Source organism: Microbacterium sp. SS28 (assembly GCF_022761035.1).
Taxonomy (GTDB): Bacteria; Actinomycetota; Actinomycetes; order Actinomycetales; family Microbacteriaceae; genus Microbacterium.
Window position 1 is genome coordinate 499293 of record NZ_JAKWJP010000005.1, and the last position, 13129, is coordinate 512421.

Consider the following 13129-nt stretch of genomic DNA (forward strand, 5'->3'; position numbering starts at 1 on the left):
CGCATCATGACCACGCACGAGACGTCGGTGGCCGCCGCAAGCGGCCCTGCGGACTTCGAGCGCTATGGACTCGACCCGACCAGGATCGCGCAGTGGGAGGACGGCGCACGCACCGATGATCGGCCGGGCACCTATGAGTGGTGGTACTTCGACGCCCACCTCGCCGACGGGTCGAAGCTCGTGGTGGTCTTCATGAACAAAGACATCGTCACCCCGAACCGACCCCTCTCGCCGATCCTCCGCCTGGACCTCGACCTGCCTGATGGACGCTCGTTCCACAAGGTCCTGTCCTTTCCACCCGAGGAATGGTCAGCCGCTCGTGACCGGGCCGACGTCCGGATCGGCGCGAATCGCTTCCACGGGGACCTTCATGAGTACCGCATCCAGGCCACCGCAGACAACGTGTCGGTGGACGTCACTCTCGTCGGTCACATCCCCCCGTGGAGACCCGCGACCGGGCACATGCTCTTCGGGGCGAAGCGGGAGTTGGAGTTCGCATGGCTGCCGTCTGTGCCGCAGGGCACGGTGACCGGGTCGTACGTCGTCGACGGGGTCACTACCTCGGTCACGGGCGTCGGCTATCACGACCACAACTGGGGCAATGTCGGGCTGACCAAGATCATCCACAACTGGTACTGGGCCCGAGGCCAGGCCGGCCCGTTCAGCGTGATCGCCTCGTACATCACGGCCGTCGAGAAGTACGGCTACGAGTCGATCCCCGTGTTCATGCTGGCGCGCGACGGCCGGATCGTGGCGGATGACGCGTCAATGGTGCGATTCGAGACGGAGGGCGAGTACCTCGACGGCGTCACCGGCAAGCCCGTCGCATCGGTCACCCGCTACCTCTTCACGCATGACGAGGACGAGGTCGCCGTGACCTTCCGTCGTGAGCGGGACCTCGTGCGGGCGCGCATGACCGACGAGCTGCCGCGAGCGAAGCGCGTGCTGGCGAGACTCGCCCGGTTCGACGGCGCCTACCACCGCTTCGCCGGTCCGATGACGATCACCGTGTACAAGGCCGGTCAGCAGGTCGAGGAGTACACCGACGACGCGATCTGGGAGCTGATGTACTTCGGCCATGCCCGCCGCCCTGCGGCATCCTGAACCGTTCGAACCCTCCGGCCTGCGACACCGAAGTTGCCGCGCAGGGGCGAGGCCTCGATAATGTTGGGCAATTCCCGACCCCGCGCCGGAAGGGGAAGGACCGCTGTGAGCTCGATCGTATTCGCACCGCATCCTTCCGCAGCGCTCGAGTACTGGTTTTTCAAGGTCAACGCGGGTCGGATCGCCCTCATTGTCGACTGGATCGAGCGCCGCAGACCGGGCGAGCACGTGCTCCGAGTGAGCGTCCACTCGCCGCACAGGCGTGAGGTCGTCTTCAAGGATCTCGACACCTGGATGCCACAAGACAATTTCATGACGACAGAGCGGTCCGTCGGGCATGCCGGCGACGTCGCGTGGGACCTGACCATCACTCCGAAACGAGAGCCGATCGCGCCGGACATCTTTCCGGTCGGCCTGCTGAGGATTCCGGACCTCGCCTCCTTCGGATCGCCCTTCGCGACGTTCTCGGGGTGGATCCAGCATGGTCCGGAGCGAACGACGCTGACCGAGGTCCTTGGGTCGATCACTCAGTACTGGGGTCGCAGCCTCGCCGCCGAGTGGTGGTGGATATCGGCGCATCAGTTCGACCGTCCAGATGTCGCGCTCGAAGGCGTCGCGCTGAGATCCCGGGCCTGGGGCACAGCAATTCAGCTGCCACTCGCCTACTTCTCGCTGTACCGGGCCGGGAAGTCCGAGTACATTCAGGCCCCGCCGAGCCGCGTCGAGGTGGAGGGAACCCCCGATGAGTTCCAGGTGCACGTCTGGCGTCGAGGCAAGGAAGGCCTGAGCTTCATCTGCGTCGGCCGCGAATACGGCGACTTCGGCGACGGCATCGTCAACACTCTGACGGGCGACCTTGAGATCCGGGAAGGCGGTCGCGTCATCGCCCGCTCGACCGCAACGGCCGGCCTGGAGCGGTTGGCTCCGCGGCGCTGAGATCCTCGACGGAGGTCTTCACCCCCTGCGGCGCCGCCTTCGCCGAGGTGGAACAACCCGAGCGTCCGGAGCGCATCCATCTGTTCGACGACAAAAGGGTGATGAGAGCAATTTCGCGCACTCATTCGTCATCACCACCGTTGCCGTCACGCGACCGCGCGCGCTGGCGCTCCGCCGCGCGACGCCGTCACGCGACCGCGCGTTCCCTGGCGCTCAGCCGCGCGAGTGCGCTCTCCGCGCCTCCGAGGAGCGAACCGCCCTCGCGCACGGCCTGCTCCCACGCGTCGAGCACGTCCTGGCGGTCCATCGCCATGACCGCCTCCCACGGATCGTCCTCCTCCATGGGAACGCCGCCCATGCCCCATCGCGCCGCTTCGTACAAGAGCGGGATCGCCGCGATGCCGCGCTCCGTCGCCGAGTACGTGACCTTGCGGGCATCCATCTCGCTCGGGGTGCGCACAATGATTCCGCTGCGCTCGAGTCGGGCGAGGCGATCGGCGAGCACGCTCGGACCGATTCGCTCCTCGGACCGAAGGAACTCCCCGAAGGTGTGCTTGCCGAGTGTGAGCAGGTCGCGCATGATCAGCAGCGACCAGCTGTCGCCGAAGGTCTCCACGGTGAAATTGGTGGGGCAGGTCGACCGCCCCTCAGCTCGCTTCATACGTCGAGTCTACGGCATTGACTATGATCATCGTAGTGATATACGCTTCGATCATCGAAGTAAAAAGGATGCTGCGACGGCGGCCTGAAGCGAAGGAGCCACGATGAACGACACGACCCAGCACGAGACACTCGATCTCGTCGTGAGCCGCGACATCCCCGCCCCCATCGAGGCGGCCTGGAAGTCGTGGACCGAACCCGACCGCGTGCTTCGCTGGTGGGGCCCGAACGGCTTCACCTGCACGGTCGCCGAGCTCGACGTGCGCGTCGGCGGCACGTCGCTCGTGTGCATGAGCGCGCCCGACTGGGGATTCCCGGCGCTGTACAGCACCTGGGCGTACACGCTTGTCGACGCCCCGCACCGCCTCGAGTTCATCCACAACATCGCCGACGAGAACGGCGCCACGATCGACCCCGCAACCATCGGGGCCGCGGGAATCCCGCGCGACGTGCGGCACGTCATCACGTTCGAGTCGATCGGCGACGACGCGTCTCGACTCACCGTCACCGAACTCGGCTACATCGACCCCGAGCAGCTCGCGCTCTCGAAGAAGGGCCTCGAGGAGTCCCTCGACAAGCTCGTCGCGATCTACGTGTGAGCCCAGCCGCCCCGGACGTCCCCTGGCCCGCGCGCACCGGGCTGCCTCGCTCCTCGACTTGCGCCTCCGCCCGTCGTGCGGTGGACATATCGCGCATCGTCCCTACAACGGGCTCGACGGATGGGGCGCCGGGGAGAACCTGCCGAGGGGCGGCCCGTTGCCGCCCGGCTAGGTGCCTCTGGCGTTGCCGAGCCGGTCACCGCTGCACCGCAGATTGGTTACACGTAACGAGGTCGGGCTGTAAGGTTTGCTCGCGTCGCGCGGCTTAAGTGATGAGGTAGTGCTCGACCGATCGGAGTGGGGGATGGTCGAATCCCGGCAGGAGACCTTCCGCGCGTTGTTCGACGCCCACTACTCGGCTGTGTTCGCGTTTCTGCGTCGGCGGGTGGCGGATGCTCAGGATGCCGAGGAGCTCGCCGCGGACGTGTTCCGGCTCGCGTGGGAGAAGCAGGATCCGCGATCGCCGTTCCAGCGGGGTTGGCTGTTCAAGGTCGCGTCGGATCGGTTGACCGACTTCTACCGCCGTCAGGGGGTGCGTCGTGAGGTCGAAGCAGCGTTGCGTCGTCGCCTTGAGGATGCTCCGTGGCGGATCGGTGTAGAGGATTCGATCGCGGTGCGGGATGCGGTACGAGCGTTGTCGTCTCGAGAGCAGGAAGCGCTGCAGCTGACCTACTGGGATGGGATGTCGGCGTCGGAGATCGCCGCGGTTCTGGGGTGCAGCAACGCGTCCGTGTGGACGTTGCTGTCGCGCGCGAGGGCGAGGCTCCGCGGCGCGCTCGGCGAACCGTCGCTAGAGGGGAGTGCAAAGTGACCACGGACATCGATTCGCGGGTTGCGGAGCTGATGCGGGCCGCGGACCCGCACCCGGAGTTGACGGATGCGCCCCTCGGGCTGCGGGAGCAAACGCTGCGAGACGCGATCGTGCAAGAGGTTCGACGCCAGCCTCATGCGCGTCGGCGCCGGTGGGCGGCTTCGATGCGTCGCCACGCCACGCCCGCATTCGCGGCGGCTTTCGCCGTCGTCTTCGTTGTGGGAGTGGTCGGGGCCGTCGCGGTGACCGCCCTGAATCAGGTTGCGTCGCCTCGCAGCGACGACCCGACGGCACCGATCGGAGGGATGCCGTCGCTGTCGGCGCCCGCGACGGACCCGAGCGGCGCGGTCGACGCGACCCGACTGCCGGCGGAGACGCTTCCCGCGGTCGGTGGGCAGGCGATCCTAAGACCGGATCCGACCCTGACGTGGGAGAGCTTGAACGGTGCTCTCACATGGGTGGAAGACCAGGGGCTCGAGATGAGATCGCTCCAGGGCTTCCAGCGCGCCGGCACTGTTCAGCCCTGGACAGCCGAGAAGGCGGATGGCAGCGGCACATGCATTCTGCTTCGCACGCACGACGGTTCAATATTCGACCAGCTGGGGTGCGAGTCCGACGTCGCGCCGGCCTCGGTCGAGCGCGCGCTCGCCGGCTCGATCCTGCGATTCACGATCGACGGTGCGGCCATCGTTGTGTCCGTCGAGGCGCCGTGACACGAAAGCGAGGAGCGAACGAATGCGAAATGCAACGTTCCGTCGTCGAGCAGCGTCGTCACCTTTCCCGGCGCTGGCCCTTCTTGTCGTCCTTGCTGTGACCTCCTGCTCACCCTCGGCGACGATAGGCCCGACGCGTTCTCCGACGGAGACGAGTACTGCGGCTGCGAATGCGGAGACTCACGACGCGATCGATTCCGGACGCATCCTGTTCGCCGTCGAGGGGGACACGGGATCTGGGGGAACGGAGCTGAGGGTCCTCGAGGGCAGCGACCTCACTCGGGTTGTGACCGGTGACCCCACGATGGCTCACGTCGGGTGGGCAGGCGGCGACGCGATCGTGTACGACAGTGAGCCGACACCGGGCCGCCGAGTGTTCCGGCGGCCGGACTATCACGATGAGACGGCCGAACCGGTCGCCCCGGATGCGCCGGCGGGAAGCGCGGACGCGGGGGCATCTCCGGATGGGACGATGGTGGCGTTCGCTGCGTCGATGCCATCCGATGGACGGGCTGTCGGCCTGTCGGTGGTGCCGACCAGCGGCGGCGAGCTCGTTGCGATCACGCCTCCGAACGCCGACCAGACTCTTCTGCCGTTCGACGACAATCCATCGTTCTCCCCCGACGGACGCAAGATCGTCTATCTGCGCGTCAGTGCCGTCTCAGAGGAGGGAGAGCCGCGGATGGGCGACGTGTTGGTCGTGGATGTCGGGGGCGGGACTCCCCAGCTCATCAGCTCCGACATCCCGTACCCAGGTCCCCCGCGATTCTCGCCTGACGGCGGCCAGGTCCTCTTCCACCAAAGGAGCGCGAGCGCGGCGGGCCTGTCCTTGTGGGTCGTCCCTGCGAGCGGCGGCGAGCCAAGAGAGCTCTTCGCAGTTCCGCCCCACGCCAACGCGTTCAACGCGGACTGGTCGCCTGACGGTTCACAGCTGGTGTTCGAGTGGTACCAGGACGGGTGGGACCGCAACGAGCTCCGAGTGTCCAACCTGGACGGTTCCGCCATGCGCACCATCTGGCGAGGCATGGGCCGAACCACCGCCGAGACCCCCGACTGGACCGAGTGAGCGGATACCGACCGCCGCGCTACCATCCGTATTCGGGCAGCGCCTGTAGTCGCCCGCGCGCGCGGTCATGTTGCGCTGCGATTCCACCTCGAGCCGTGACACCGTCCTCGTTCGCGGGACTACCGTGTGGGCATGCGCTTGAGCCTCTGCCTCGATCCACGGAGGCCGTGGGATGAGTTGCTGTCGCTCGCGCGGATGGCCGAGGACGGCGGTTTCGAGACGGTGTTCGTTCCCGACCACTTCCTGCCCGCCGGCCCGGATGCGTCGGTCTCGGGTCGGATGCTCGAGGCCTGGACTGTCCTGAGCGCGATCGCCGCATCGTCCAGTCATGTGCGGGTGGGCACGCTCGTGCTTGGCACCGGGTACCGACATCCCGCGGTGGTGGCGAACATGGCGGCCGCGTTGGATGAGGTGTCGCAGGGTCGGCTCACGCTCGGCCTCGGCGCGGGCTGGCAGGAGAACGAGCATGCTGCGTTCGGCATCGGCCTCGATCCGGTGGGAGTGCGGCTGAACCGGTTCGAGGAGGCCGTCCAGGTAGTCCGCGCGCTGCTCCGCGACGAGGTCACGACGTTCGAGGGGGTGTATTACCGCATCGACCACGCGCATTGTGAGCCGATGCCGATGCAGGACCCCCTTCCGATCCTGATCGGCGGTGGCGGGGAGCGGCGCACGATCCCACTGGCCGCGCGGTATGCCGACGCCTGGCATGCGTGGACATCGCCAGCCCAGTTCCGAAGCAAGCGCGCGATCCTCGATGCCGCGTGCGACGCGGTCGGGCGCAACCGCGACGAGGTGCGCCGACTCACGGGACAGACCGTGCTCGTCTCCTCGGGCCCGCGCGGCGAGACCGGGCCTGACGACGTCATCGGCACGGCCGGCCAGGTGCAGTCTCAGCTGGAGGAGTACCGGGAGGCCGGCGTCGATGAGTTCATCGTCCGCGACGACGCCGGCATCGACGTGTCCGACGCCCTGGCCTCCCTTATGACATTGGCGAGCGACGTCGCGCCGCAGATAGCCTGATCCGCCCACCCGACCAGCCCAAGCCCGGCCGGCTGCTTCCCACCGATGGCCGCCTCCACGTGTTCAAGCCGGCCTACTCCCCAAACGGGTCGAAGATCCTCTTCGGCTGCGCACGCCGTGATGACGGCAACAACGAGGGTCGCCCTGCGGGCGTTGCCGCGCTGTTAGGAGAGAATCGGCGCATGCACTACCGGCTCATGAACGACTACGGCGCGCTCTGGCCGTTCTGGGCTCAGGGCGGACTGTGCGGCGACGGCGACCCGCGCCTTCCTCCCGACCTGGAACGTGAGGTCAGGGACTGGTCGGACCAGTTCGGGCGGCTGTTCGAATGGCAGCACGGCTGGCCCGATCAAGCGACCGCGGAGGCGCATCGAGCCGAAGGAGAACGGCTGTACACCGAGATCCAGCACGCGTTGCCCGACGACACTGTCGGCTTCCAGTACTGGGAGATCGCCTGGCGGCCTGCCCAGTGACCGGTCGGCCAGCGGGCGGATACCGGTCGCTGGCTGAGCCCAGCTCAGAGCTGGTCTGCGACTTCGGGGTTGGCGCCCGCTGCGGGGCGCGCGCCGTCTGGCCATGCCACGAGGCACACCTTGTTTCCCGACTGATCCGCGAGGATCCATGCGCTCGGCGCTTCCGAGTCGTCGACGATGCGTCCCCCTGCCATGACGGCCTGTGCGAGTCGTGCTTCGATCTGGTCCCGGGCGAGAGAGACGTCGATGTGCATGGCGTGCCGCAGCGGCTTGGATGGGTCGAGCTGCTGCATCCACACGGTGGAGCCTTGACCGAGCGGATCGGCGCAGTTGTCCCCGTGCAACGGTGCATACCCGAGCACGGCACGCCAGAAGGGCAGGTCGATCGCCGCGGGGTGCGCCGCGATCGCGAGCTGGACCTCCTGTACCGCGTGGCGATCGGGGACCGCGCCGTGCTTGCGCGCAAGTGCGGAGATCGCCCGGGCCACTGTCAGGTGCTCGCGCTCGGTGTCCCACACTTCGCGAGTCAGCTTCACCGTGAGGCCATCGGATGTCGCGGTGAGCAGGGTCCGGGGACCGAGCCCGGGCACCTCCGACACGGCCGCCGCCAAGCGGGCAGCTTCGCCAAGCGATGTCACCTTGAACAGCGCGGTCGGCCCGCCGTGCAGGATCACCCAGTCTTCGACACCATCGCCGGATAGGAAGGCGCGCCACCCGTCTTCGCTCATGGCGATCACCCTACGCACCCCATGCCGGCCGCGTCGGTGTCCCGGCATAGAGATCGATCGTTCAGGGGTTGAGGAGCGGGCGCAAGCCGGTCCCGCCGTGCGTCGGGGAAGCGATGGTGAGACTCGCTGGATGCTGGCGCGGCGGCTTGTCTCTTCGGGTACCCGGAGGTGCGTCCGGCTTCAGGCACTCGTCGTTCTATGGTGTTCGGCAGACTTTCGCCGCTGGCGTTCTGCCTCTGCGACTGCTGCCTCGGCGGGACTGGGTGCCGAGCCGCCGAGATGGGCTGGCTGCCACCACTGGCCCTCGCCCGAGCGCGGATAATTCGCCTGTGCTTCGTCCAGGAGAACCTGCAACTCCGCACGGAGCACAGCTGTCTTCGCTGCGGGATCGTCCGACGGACTCACTTCCATCGGGACGCCTACCGCGACGCGGATCGGGGCTTTGAAGGCCTCGCGCAGCCGGGCTCGATGATTCTTCGTTCGCAGGAACTGCCCACCCCAGACCACGACAGGGATCACGGGCACGCCCGCAGCAGCAGCCATCCGTGCCGCGCCCTTCTTGAGCTCGCGCACGGTGAACGAGGCGCTCACACCTGCTTCAGGGAAAACCCCGACGAGTTCCCCTGCCTGCAGCGCCCGAACCGCGTCGGTGTATGCGTCGCGGCCGGCCGCCATATCCACCGGGATGTGCCGCATCTGCCGCAGAAGCCAGCCGATCAGGGGTTTGTCGGCGGCCCGCCTGGTCACCATGAACCGGATCCGGCGTCGGGTCCGCAACCAGGTGACCCACTCGACCAACGCGAAGTCCATGTAGCCGAAGTGGGTGATCGCCAACACCGCCGGACCCGACGCGGGAATCGACTCCACTCCCGAAATCATGGGACGCAGCTGGAGGATCCCGCCGAAGAAGAGCCGCCCGACACCGACCGCCATCGAGTAGATCGGCTCATGGCGTCGCTTCGGATCGGTCACTTCACCCATCCCCCGAGTATTTCGTGTCCGCCCACCAACGAACAGAGGCACTGCGCTCTGGTCACGCCCGTACGCGCAGTCGGACGCACACCCGAATGCGCGACATCACCGGACGGCAAGCATCTCGACGAGTCCCGTCTCATGGGTGGCCGGGGCCGTGGCCGGGGGTGTTCGCCTTTGCGGTGCGGAGGAACGCCCGGCTGAGGAGGGCAAGCCACAGCGCGGTGGGGATCAGTGACAGCATCGCGATGACCAGTCCGGTCTGGCCCAGATTTGCGGGGACGACCATGGTGAGTCCGGTGATGACCCCGACGGTGCCCGGCAAGAGCCCGAAAACCCGGTGTCTGATCATGGCGACCGAGAAGATCAGGGTGCTGAGGGCGCCGAGGAGGTAGCTGAGACCGAACGTACCGCCGTTGTAGAGCGTGAGCAGTGTCTGGCCGGAGGCGACCAGCGCCGCTTGCTCCGCTGCGGTGGTGGCTGACCCGTGCTGGCCGCTGAGGAGCCACATCGAAAACGTCGCCTCGCGGGAGACCAGGAACAGCACCACACTGAATAGCCCGAAGACTGTGGCCAACAGCGCCGAGGTGACTGATGCGCGGCGAATGACCGCGAACAATGCCAGATAGAACGGGACCATCGCGAGGTAGTCGATCGTCAGGAGGAGGTCGAGATCCAGCACGCCGAGCAGAGGGTTTCGCTGGAAGAGGTCGAAGTAAGCGAGGACGGTCTGAGGTGGGGGGCTGAGGATGAACACGAGCGCCTGAATCGGGATCATGATCAGCACGAACATCGCCGCACCAGCACCGAGGAGAACCAACGGTCGCCACTGCGGGTCGACACTGATGGATGGTGAAGCCTCCACGGGTGCTTCGGTAATCATGAGCGCCATCTCGGTCCGCAGACGGCCGGACTGTCGCCCACGAGTTCCATTCAAAAGCTGACGGTGCGTTCGCGGCAGGGTCGAAGGTCCCGCCTCCTGCGGACTCGCCCCGTCAGCGGCAGGCGCGCGGGCGACGCCCGAAGCGGATCCCTTTACGCGCTGTGCCCGGACGCCATCCCTCTACGGGGAGGACGGACGGATGCGCTAACGCTCGCGTAGCACGGGGCTCTCGTCGGCGACCCGACGCTCCAAGCCCTCCAGCAGCAGCTCCAACCCGTAGTCGAACTCGTCCGCGAATGCGTAACCGCCATCGCGGAACAGCTCGGCGCGGGAGCGCGCAATGTGCGGATACAGCTCCGCCGACGCGGCAACCTGGACGGCGAATGCCTCCTCGGCGCCGTCCCCCGGTTCGAACGGCAAGCTCGTCTCGGTCAGCGCGAACCCGTACACGTAGGCGTCGATCGCCGAGAATGCGTGTGTTGCGAGCGCGGCGCTGAAGCCCTCGGCCATGAGCACGCCAATCAGCCGGTCGTGGTGCTGCAGCAGCGCTGGGCCGGGGTTCTGGCGCACCATCATCCCGAGCGCCCACGGATGAGCGGTGAGCACCGACCGTGCCGATCGTGCCCGGCCGGTCAGCGCCTCACGCCAGGTATCGCCGACCTCGGGCAGCTCGATCCTCTCGAATACCCAGTCGACGAGGTCGTCGAGCAGCGCCTCCTTGCTTGGGACGTGGTGGTAGAGCGACATCGCCTCAACGCCGAGCACCTTCGCGACACTGCGCATGCTCACGGCGGCGACACCTGCCCGGTCGGCGACGGCGGCGGCCGCGGCCATGATCCTCTCCCTGCTCAGTGGTTCGCGCCGCGTCATTTTCCCATCCTTGCGCACTTACATCCGTAAGGCTACGCTTGGGACTGGACTTACAACTGTAAGGCCCGACTCCAACGAATCAAGCCCAAGGAGCATTGTGATGAGAACGCCTCAATCCCACACCGCACTAGGGAATCCGCCGTCCCAGAGCACGCTGGAAAATCGGCGCATGCCCGTGCAGGCCAAGCTCGCCGCCGCATGGACCAGCTTCATGTTCCTCTACGTCTACGTCGACTTCTTCAACCTGTACAAGCCCGGCGTTGTCGACGGCATCCTGAATGGCCTCGTCTGGAGGTTCGACGTCAGCTCGACGTTGTTGACCATCATGCTCGCGTCCGTGGCGATCCCCGCCCTGATGGTGATGCTGTCCATGACGCTCCCCGGCCGGGTGAACCGCGCCACGAACCTCGTCGTGGCATCGCTCTACATCCCCTACTCGGTGTTCAACGCGGCAGGGGCGACCTGGGAGTGGGCCTTCTTCTACGGCCTCTCGATCGGAATCGAGGTGCTGATCCTGGCCTTCATCCTGCGCTCCGCCTGGACCTGGCCACGCCGCACCGCATCGCCGACGACCCTGGCAGCCAGCCTCGACAGCGGGCCACTCCGCACGCCGCAGCAGGCCTGACTTCCCGCCCCGCGCCCGACCATCCTTCGGGGGTCCTCGGCCCGAACGGCGCCGGCAAGTCCACGACAATGCGCATGATCATGGGACTGGACCGGCCGACGTCGTCAGCGAGGTCATCGAAATGACCGGCCTGGCCAGGGTCGCGACCAAGCGCGTCGGAGGGTTCTCCCTCGGCATCGGCCAGCGCCTGGGCATCGCCGCCACCCTCCTAGGCGACCCCAGGACGCTCATTCCCGCCGAGCCGGTCAACGGCTCGACCCCAAGGGGCGCTGAAAAGCGGGTCCAGTCGGCGTTCAGCTCAGCACATGCCTCGGCGACTCGCCCTCCGAACTCGTCGCGCATCACGCCCTCCGGCAGGTCGGGGAAGATGGACGCAAATCGCTCGAGTCGGATCCCTCTGCGGGCTGGTCCGTTCGACGGGCGCCTAGGCCGATGTGGAAGCGGCAGGTGTGTCCTGACTGAATGTGTTCCACCAGCGACCTTCGCGCTGGACCCACAGCGAGCTGATGAACATCACCTCTGCGGTGCTCTTGCTCGGCTGTCTGTACTCGGCGCGATAGCACAGCAACGCGGCGTCCGCGGAAACGTCGATCAGTCTCGCGTCCGTGATGGCGTACGAAGCGATGCTGGGCCCATCAGCCAGGTCGTCGGTGTGGTCGGCCCGGTTGGCGAAGCCAGTCGGAAACACCCCGATGAAGTCCTCCGAAAGCAGGGCGCGATCAGCATCCGCGTCCCCGCGGACCAGCGCATCCCAGACCGCCGACTCCAGATCGACGAAGAATGTCGTGCCACGATCGTGCATCCAGTCACTATCGCAGGCTCTTCATTCGAGCAGGTCGGCGCGGGCAAACCCGCGACCTGGCACGCACGCCATCCCCTTGCGTGCACCTCTCAAGAGGGGCGCGGTCCATGCGGGTTTCCTCTCGGGATCGGCCGCGAAGCGTCGTACGCGGCACGGTCGGCATACCTCCGGTGGTGTCCTACGCCTGTGCGATGCCGGCGATGTGGGTGTTGAACGGGAGGAACGGGGTGTGCACGCGGTACCGGTCGATCGTGATGCTTCGGAAGCCCGCACTGCGCAGGGAGCGCTCGAGGTCTCGCTCGCATGAGCAGCCCTCGAAGATCCAGGCCCACGGGCGGCGGAGGATGCGTTGTGCGGCGCGGGTCATGGTGCCGGGTGGGGCAGCCACATGCTCAAGGAATCGGAACGTGCCACCCGGGCGGAGGATGCGTCGCACCTCGGTCAGCACGGCATCCGGATCCTGCACGGAGCAGAGCACCAGGGAGGAGATCACGGCGTCCGCACAGTCGTCGGGCAGACCGGTCTGCTCGGCCATGAACTCCCAAAGGTCGAGACGCACACCGTGCTGGCGTGCAGCCGCCGTCAGAGGGCGGTGCATGTGCCGGTTGGGCTCGATAGCCACGAGCGTGCTGGCGACGGGGAGGTACCGCAGGTTCGCGCCGACGCCCGGCCCGATCTCGACGACCTGGCGGGGAAGCCCGTTGAACAGATGTTGTTTGATGCTGCGCAGCTTCCGCTCGATGTACGGGTCCATCACTCGGAAGAACGCCGCGTTGAGCGGGCCGCGCACCGCGTGCTGCTCGAAGCCCATCTCCAACGGCGGGGCAGTAGTGGTGCCGCTCATGTCTCCTCCTGGGAGGCTCGTTT

The 13129-nt window shown here is 67.0% G+C and carries 16 protein-coding genes and 1 pseudogene; 10 read left to right on the plus strand and 7 right to left on the minus strand.

Annotation, left to right across the window (positions count from 1 at the left end; translation table 11 throughout):
- Positions 1 to 6: 6 nt before the first annotated feature.
- Complete coding sequence (locus MJ607_RS16345) at positions 7 to 1104, plus strand: lipocalin-like domain-containing protein (RefSeq protein WP_243076664.1); 1098 nt, start codon at positions 7 to 9, stop codon at positions 1102 to 1104.
- 237 nt (positions 1105 to 1341) lie between these two features.
- Positions 1342 to 2040 (plus strand): hypothetical protein, encoded by a 699-nt coding sequence (locus MJ607_RS16350; protein WP_243076665.1) that lies wholly within the window; start codon positions 1342 to 1344, stop codon positions 2038 to 2040.
- 187 nt (positions 2041 to 2227) lie between these two features.
- On the opposite strand, the gene MJ607_RS16355 is transcribed toward MJ607_RS16350, so the two are convergent.
- Positions 2228 to 2701, minus strand: coding sequence for a helix-turn-helix domain-containing protein (locus MJ607_RS16355; protein ID WP_243076666.1), 474 nt, complete (start codon positions 2699 to 2701; stop codon positions 2228 to 2230).
- 103 nt (positions 2702 to 2804) lie between these two features.
- Between MJ607_RS16355 and MJ607_RS16360 the strand changes: the two genes are divergently transcribed.
- The 6 genes from MJ607_RS16360 (at position 2805) to MJ607_RS16385 (ending at position 7382) form a co-directional block, all read left to right on the plus strand.
- Positions 2805 to 3299, plus strand: coding sequence for an SRPBCC domain-containing protein (locus MJ607_RS16360; RefSeq protein WP_243076667.1), 495 nt, complete (start codon positions 2805 to 2807; stop codon positions 3297 to 3299).
- Between the two features lie 304 nt (positions 3300 to 3603).
- Positions 3604 to 4110 carry an RNA polymerase sigma factor gene (locus MJ607_RS16365; RefSeq protein ID WP_243076668.1) on the plus strand — a complete coding sequence of 169 codons (507 nt, stop codon included), beginning with the start codon at positions 3604 to 3606 and terminating at the stop codon, positions 4108 to 4110.
- A 164-nt stretch (positions 4111 to 4274) separates the two neighbouring features.
- On the plus strand, positions 4275 to 4823 hold the full coding sequence (locus MJ607_RS16370; protein WP_243076669.1) for a hypothetical protein: 549 nt from the start codon (positions 4275 to 4277) through the stop codon (positions 4821 to 4823).
- A gap of 493 nt (positions 4824 to 5316) precedes the next feature.
- Positions 5317 to 5889, plus strand: coding sequence for a hypothetical protein (locus MJ607_RS16375; protein WP_243076670.1), 573 nt, complete (start codon positions 5317 to 5319; stop codon positions 5887 to 5889).
- Positions 5890 to 6021: 132 nt separating this feature from the next.
- On the plus strand, positions 6022 to 6909 hold the full coding sequence (locus MJ607_RS16380; RefSeq protein WP_243076671.1) for a TIGR03560 family F420-dependent LLM class oxidoreductase: 888 nt from the start codon (positions 6022 to 6024) through the stop codon (positions 6907 to 6909).
- Between the two features lie 182 nt (positions 6910 to 7091).
- A complete protein-coding gene (locus tag MJ607_RS16385) occupies positions 7092 to 7382 on the plus strand; it encodes a hypothetical protein (protein ID WP_243076672.1) in 291 nt (96 codons plus the stop codon).
- 44 nt (positions 7383 to 7426) lie between these two features.
- Here MJ607_RS16385 and MJ607_RS16390 read toward each other — a convergent pair whose 3' ends face one another.
- The 4 genes from MJ607_RS16390 to MJ607_RS16405 all read right to left on the minus strand — a co-directional run bounded on the left by MJ607_RS16390 (position 7427) and on the right by MJ607_RS16405 (position 10799).
- Complete coding sequence (locus MJ607_RS16390; RefSeq protein ID WP_243076673.1) at positions 7427 to 8110, minus strand: VOC family protein; 684 nt, start codon at positions 8108 to 8110, stop codon at positions 7427 to 7429.
- Positions 8111 to 8290: 180 nt separating this feature from the next.
- Positions 8291 to 9091: a 1-acyl-sn-glycerol-3-phosphate acyltransferase gene (locus tag MJ607_RS16395; RefSeq protein WP_243076674.1), complete on the minus strand. Its 801-nt coding sequence runs from the start codon at positions 9089 to 9091 to the stop codon at positions 8291 to 8293.
- A gap of 130 nt (positions 9092 to 9221) precedes the next feature.
- Positions 9222 to 9965, minus strand: a complete 744-nt coding sequence (locus MJ607_RS16400) for a DUF4386 family protein (RefSeq protein ID WP_243076675.1) — start codon at positions 9963 to 9965, stop codon at positions 9222 to 9224.
- 204 nt (positions 9966 to 10169) lie between these two features.
- Positions 10170 to 10799, minus strand: a complete 630-nt coding sequence (locus tag MJ607_RS16405; RefSeq protein ID WP_243076676.1) for a TetR/AcrR family transcriptional regulator C-terminal domain-containing protein — start codon at positions 10797 to 10799, stop codon at positions 10170 to 10172.
- Between the two features lie 205 nt (positions 10800 to 11004).
- On the opposite strand from MJ607_RS16405, the gene MJ607_RS16410 reads away from it, so the two are divergent.
- Positions 11005 to 11460: a DUF6326 family protein gene (locus MJ607_RS16410; protein ID WP_243076677.1), complete on the plus strand. Its 456-nt coding sequence runs from the start codon at positions 11005 to 11007 to the stop codon at positions 11458 to 11460.
- Positions 11397 to 11728, plus strand: a pseudogene (locus tag MJ607_RS16415) (ABC transporter ATP-binding protein); the annotation flags it as partial. The gene MJ607_RS16410 and the pseudogene MJ607_RS16415, both read left to right, overlap by 64 nt.
- Positions 11729 to 11884: 156 nt before the next feature.
- Here the strand turns inward: MJ607_RS16415 and MJ607_RS16420 are convergent.
- Both MJ607_RS16420 and MJ607_RS16425 read right to left on the minus strand, forming a co-directional pair.
- Positions 11885 to 12262 carry a nuclear transport factor 2 family protein gene (locus tag MJ607_RS16420; protein ID WP_243076678.1) on the minus strand — a complete coding sequence of 126 codons (378 nt, stop codon included), beginning with the start codon at positions 12260 to 12262 and terminating at the stop codon, positions 11885 to 11887.
- A 178-nt stretch (positions 12263 to 12440) separates the two neighbouring features.
- Complete coding sequence (locus MJ607_RS16425; protein WP_243076679.1) at positions 12441 to 13106, minus strand: class I SAM-dependent methyltransferase; 666 nt, start codon at positions 13104 to 13106, stop codon at positions 12441 to 12443.
- Between the last annotated feature and the right edge of the window lie 23 nt (positions 13107 to 13129).

Bases quoted from the DNA above. Each gene is read 5' to 3' on its own strand.
- MJ607_RS16375 (WP_243076670.1), top strand. From the start codon at position 5,317: ATGCCATCCGATGGACGGGCTGTCGGCCTGTCGGTGGTGCCGACCAGC.
- MJ607_RS16385 (WP_243076672.1), top strand. From the start codon at position 7,092: ATGCACTACCGGCTCATGAACGACTACGGCGCGCTCTGGCCGTTCTGG.
- MJ607_RS16420 (WP_243076678.1), bottom strand. From the start codon at position 12,262: ATGCACGATCGTGGCACGACATTCTTCGTCGATCTGGAGTCGGCGGTC.
- MJ607_RS16380 (WP_243076671.1), top strand. From the start codon at position 6,022: ATGCGCTTGAGCCTCTGCCTCGATCCACGGAGGCCGTGGGATGAGTTG.
- MJ607_RS16395 (WP_243076674.1), bottom strand. From the start codon at position 9,091: ATGGGTGAAGTGACCGATCCGAAGCGACGCCATGAGCCGATCTACTCG.
- MJ607_RS16390 (WP_243076673.1), bottom strand. From the start codon at position 8,110: ATGAGCGAAGACGGGTGGCGCGCCTTCCTATCCGGCGATGGTGTCGAA.
- MJ607_RS16365 (WP_243076668.1), top strand. From the start codon at position 3,604: ATGGTCGAATCCCGGCAGGAGACCTTCCGCGCGTTGTTCGACGCCCAC.
- MJ607_RS16360 (WP_243076667.1), top strand. From the start codon at position 2,805: ATGAACGACACGACCCAGCACGAGACACTCGATCTCGTCGTGAGCCGC.
- MJ607_RS16400 (WP_243076675.1), bottom strand. From the start codon at position 9,965: ATGATTACCGAAGCACCCGTGGAGGCTTCACCATCCATCAGTGTCGAC.
- MJ607_RS16410 (WP_243076677.1), top strand. From the start codon at position 11,005: ATGCCCGTGCAGGCCAAGCTCGCCGCCGCATGGACCAGCTTCATGTTC.
- MJ607_RS16345 (WP_243076664.1), top strand. From the start codon at position 7: ATGACCACGCACGAGACGTCGGTGGCCGCCGCAAGCGGCCCTGCGGAC.
- MJ607_RS16425 (WP_243076679.1), bottom strand. From the start codon at position 13,106: ATGAGCGGCACCACTACTGCCCCGCCGTTGGAGATGGGCTTCGAGCAG.
- MJ607_RS16355 (WP_243076666.1), bottom strand. From the start codon at position 2,701: ATGAAGCGAGCTGAGGGGCGGTCGACCTGCCCCACCAATTTCACCGTG.
- MJ607_RS16370 (WP_243076669.1), top strand. From the start codon at position 4,275: ATGCGTCGCCACGCCACGCCCGCATTCGCGGCGGCTTTCGCCGTCGTC.
- MJ607_RS16405 (WP_243076676.1), bottom strand. From the start codon at position 10,799: ATGGCCGCGGCCGCCGCCGTCGCCGACCGGGCAGGTGTCGCCGCCGTG.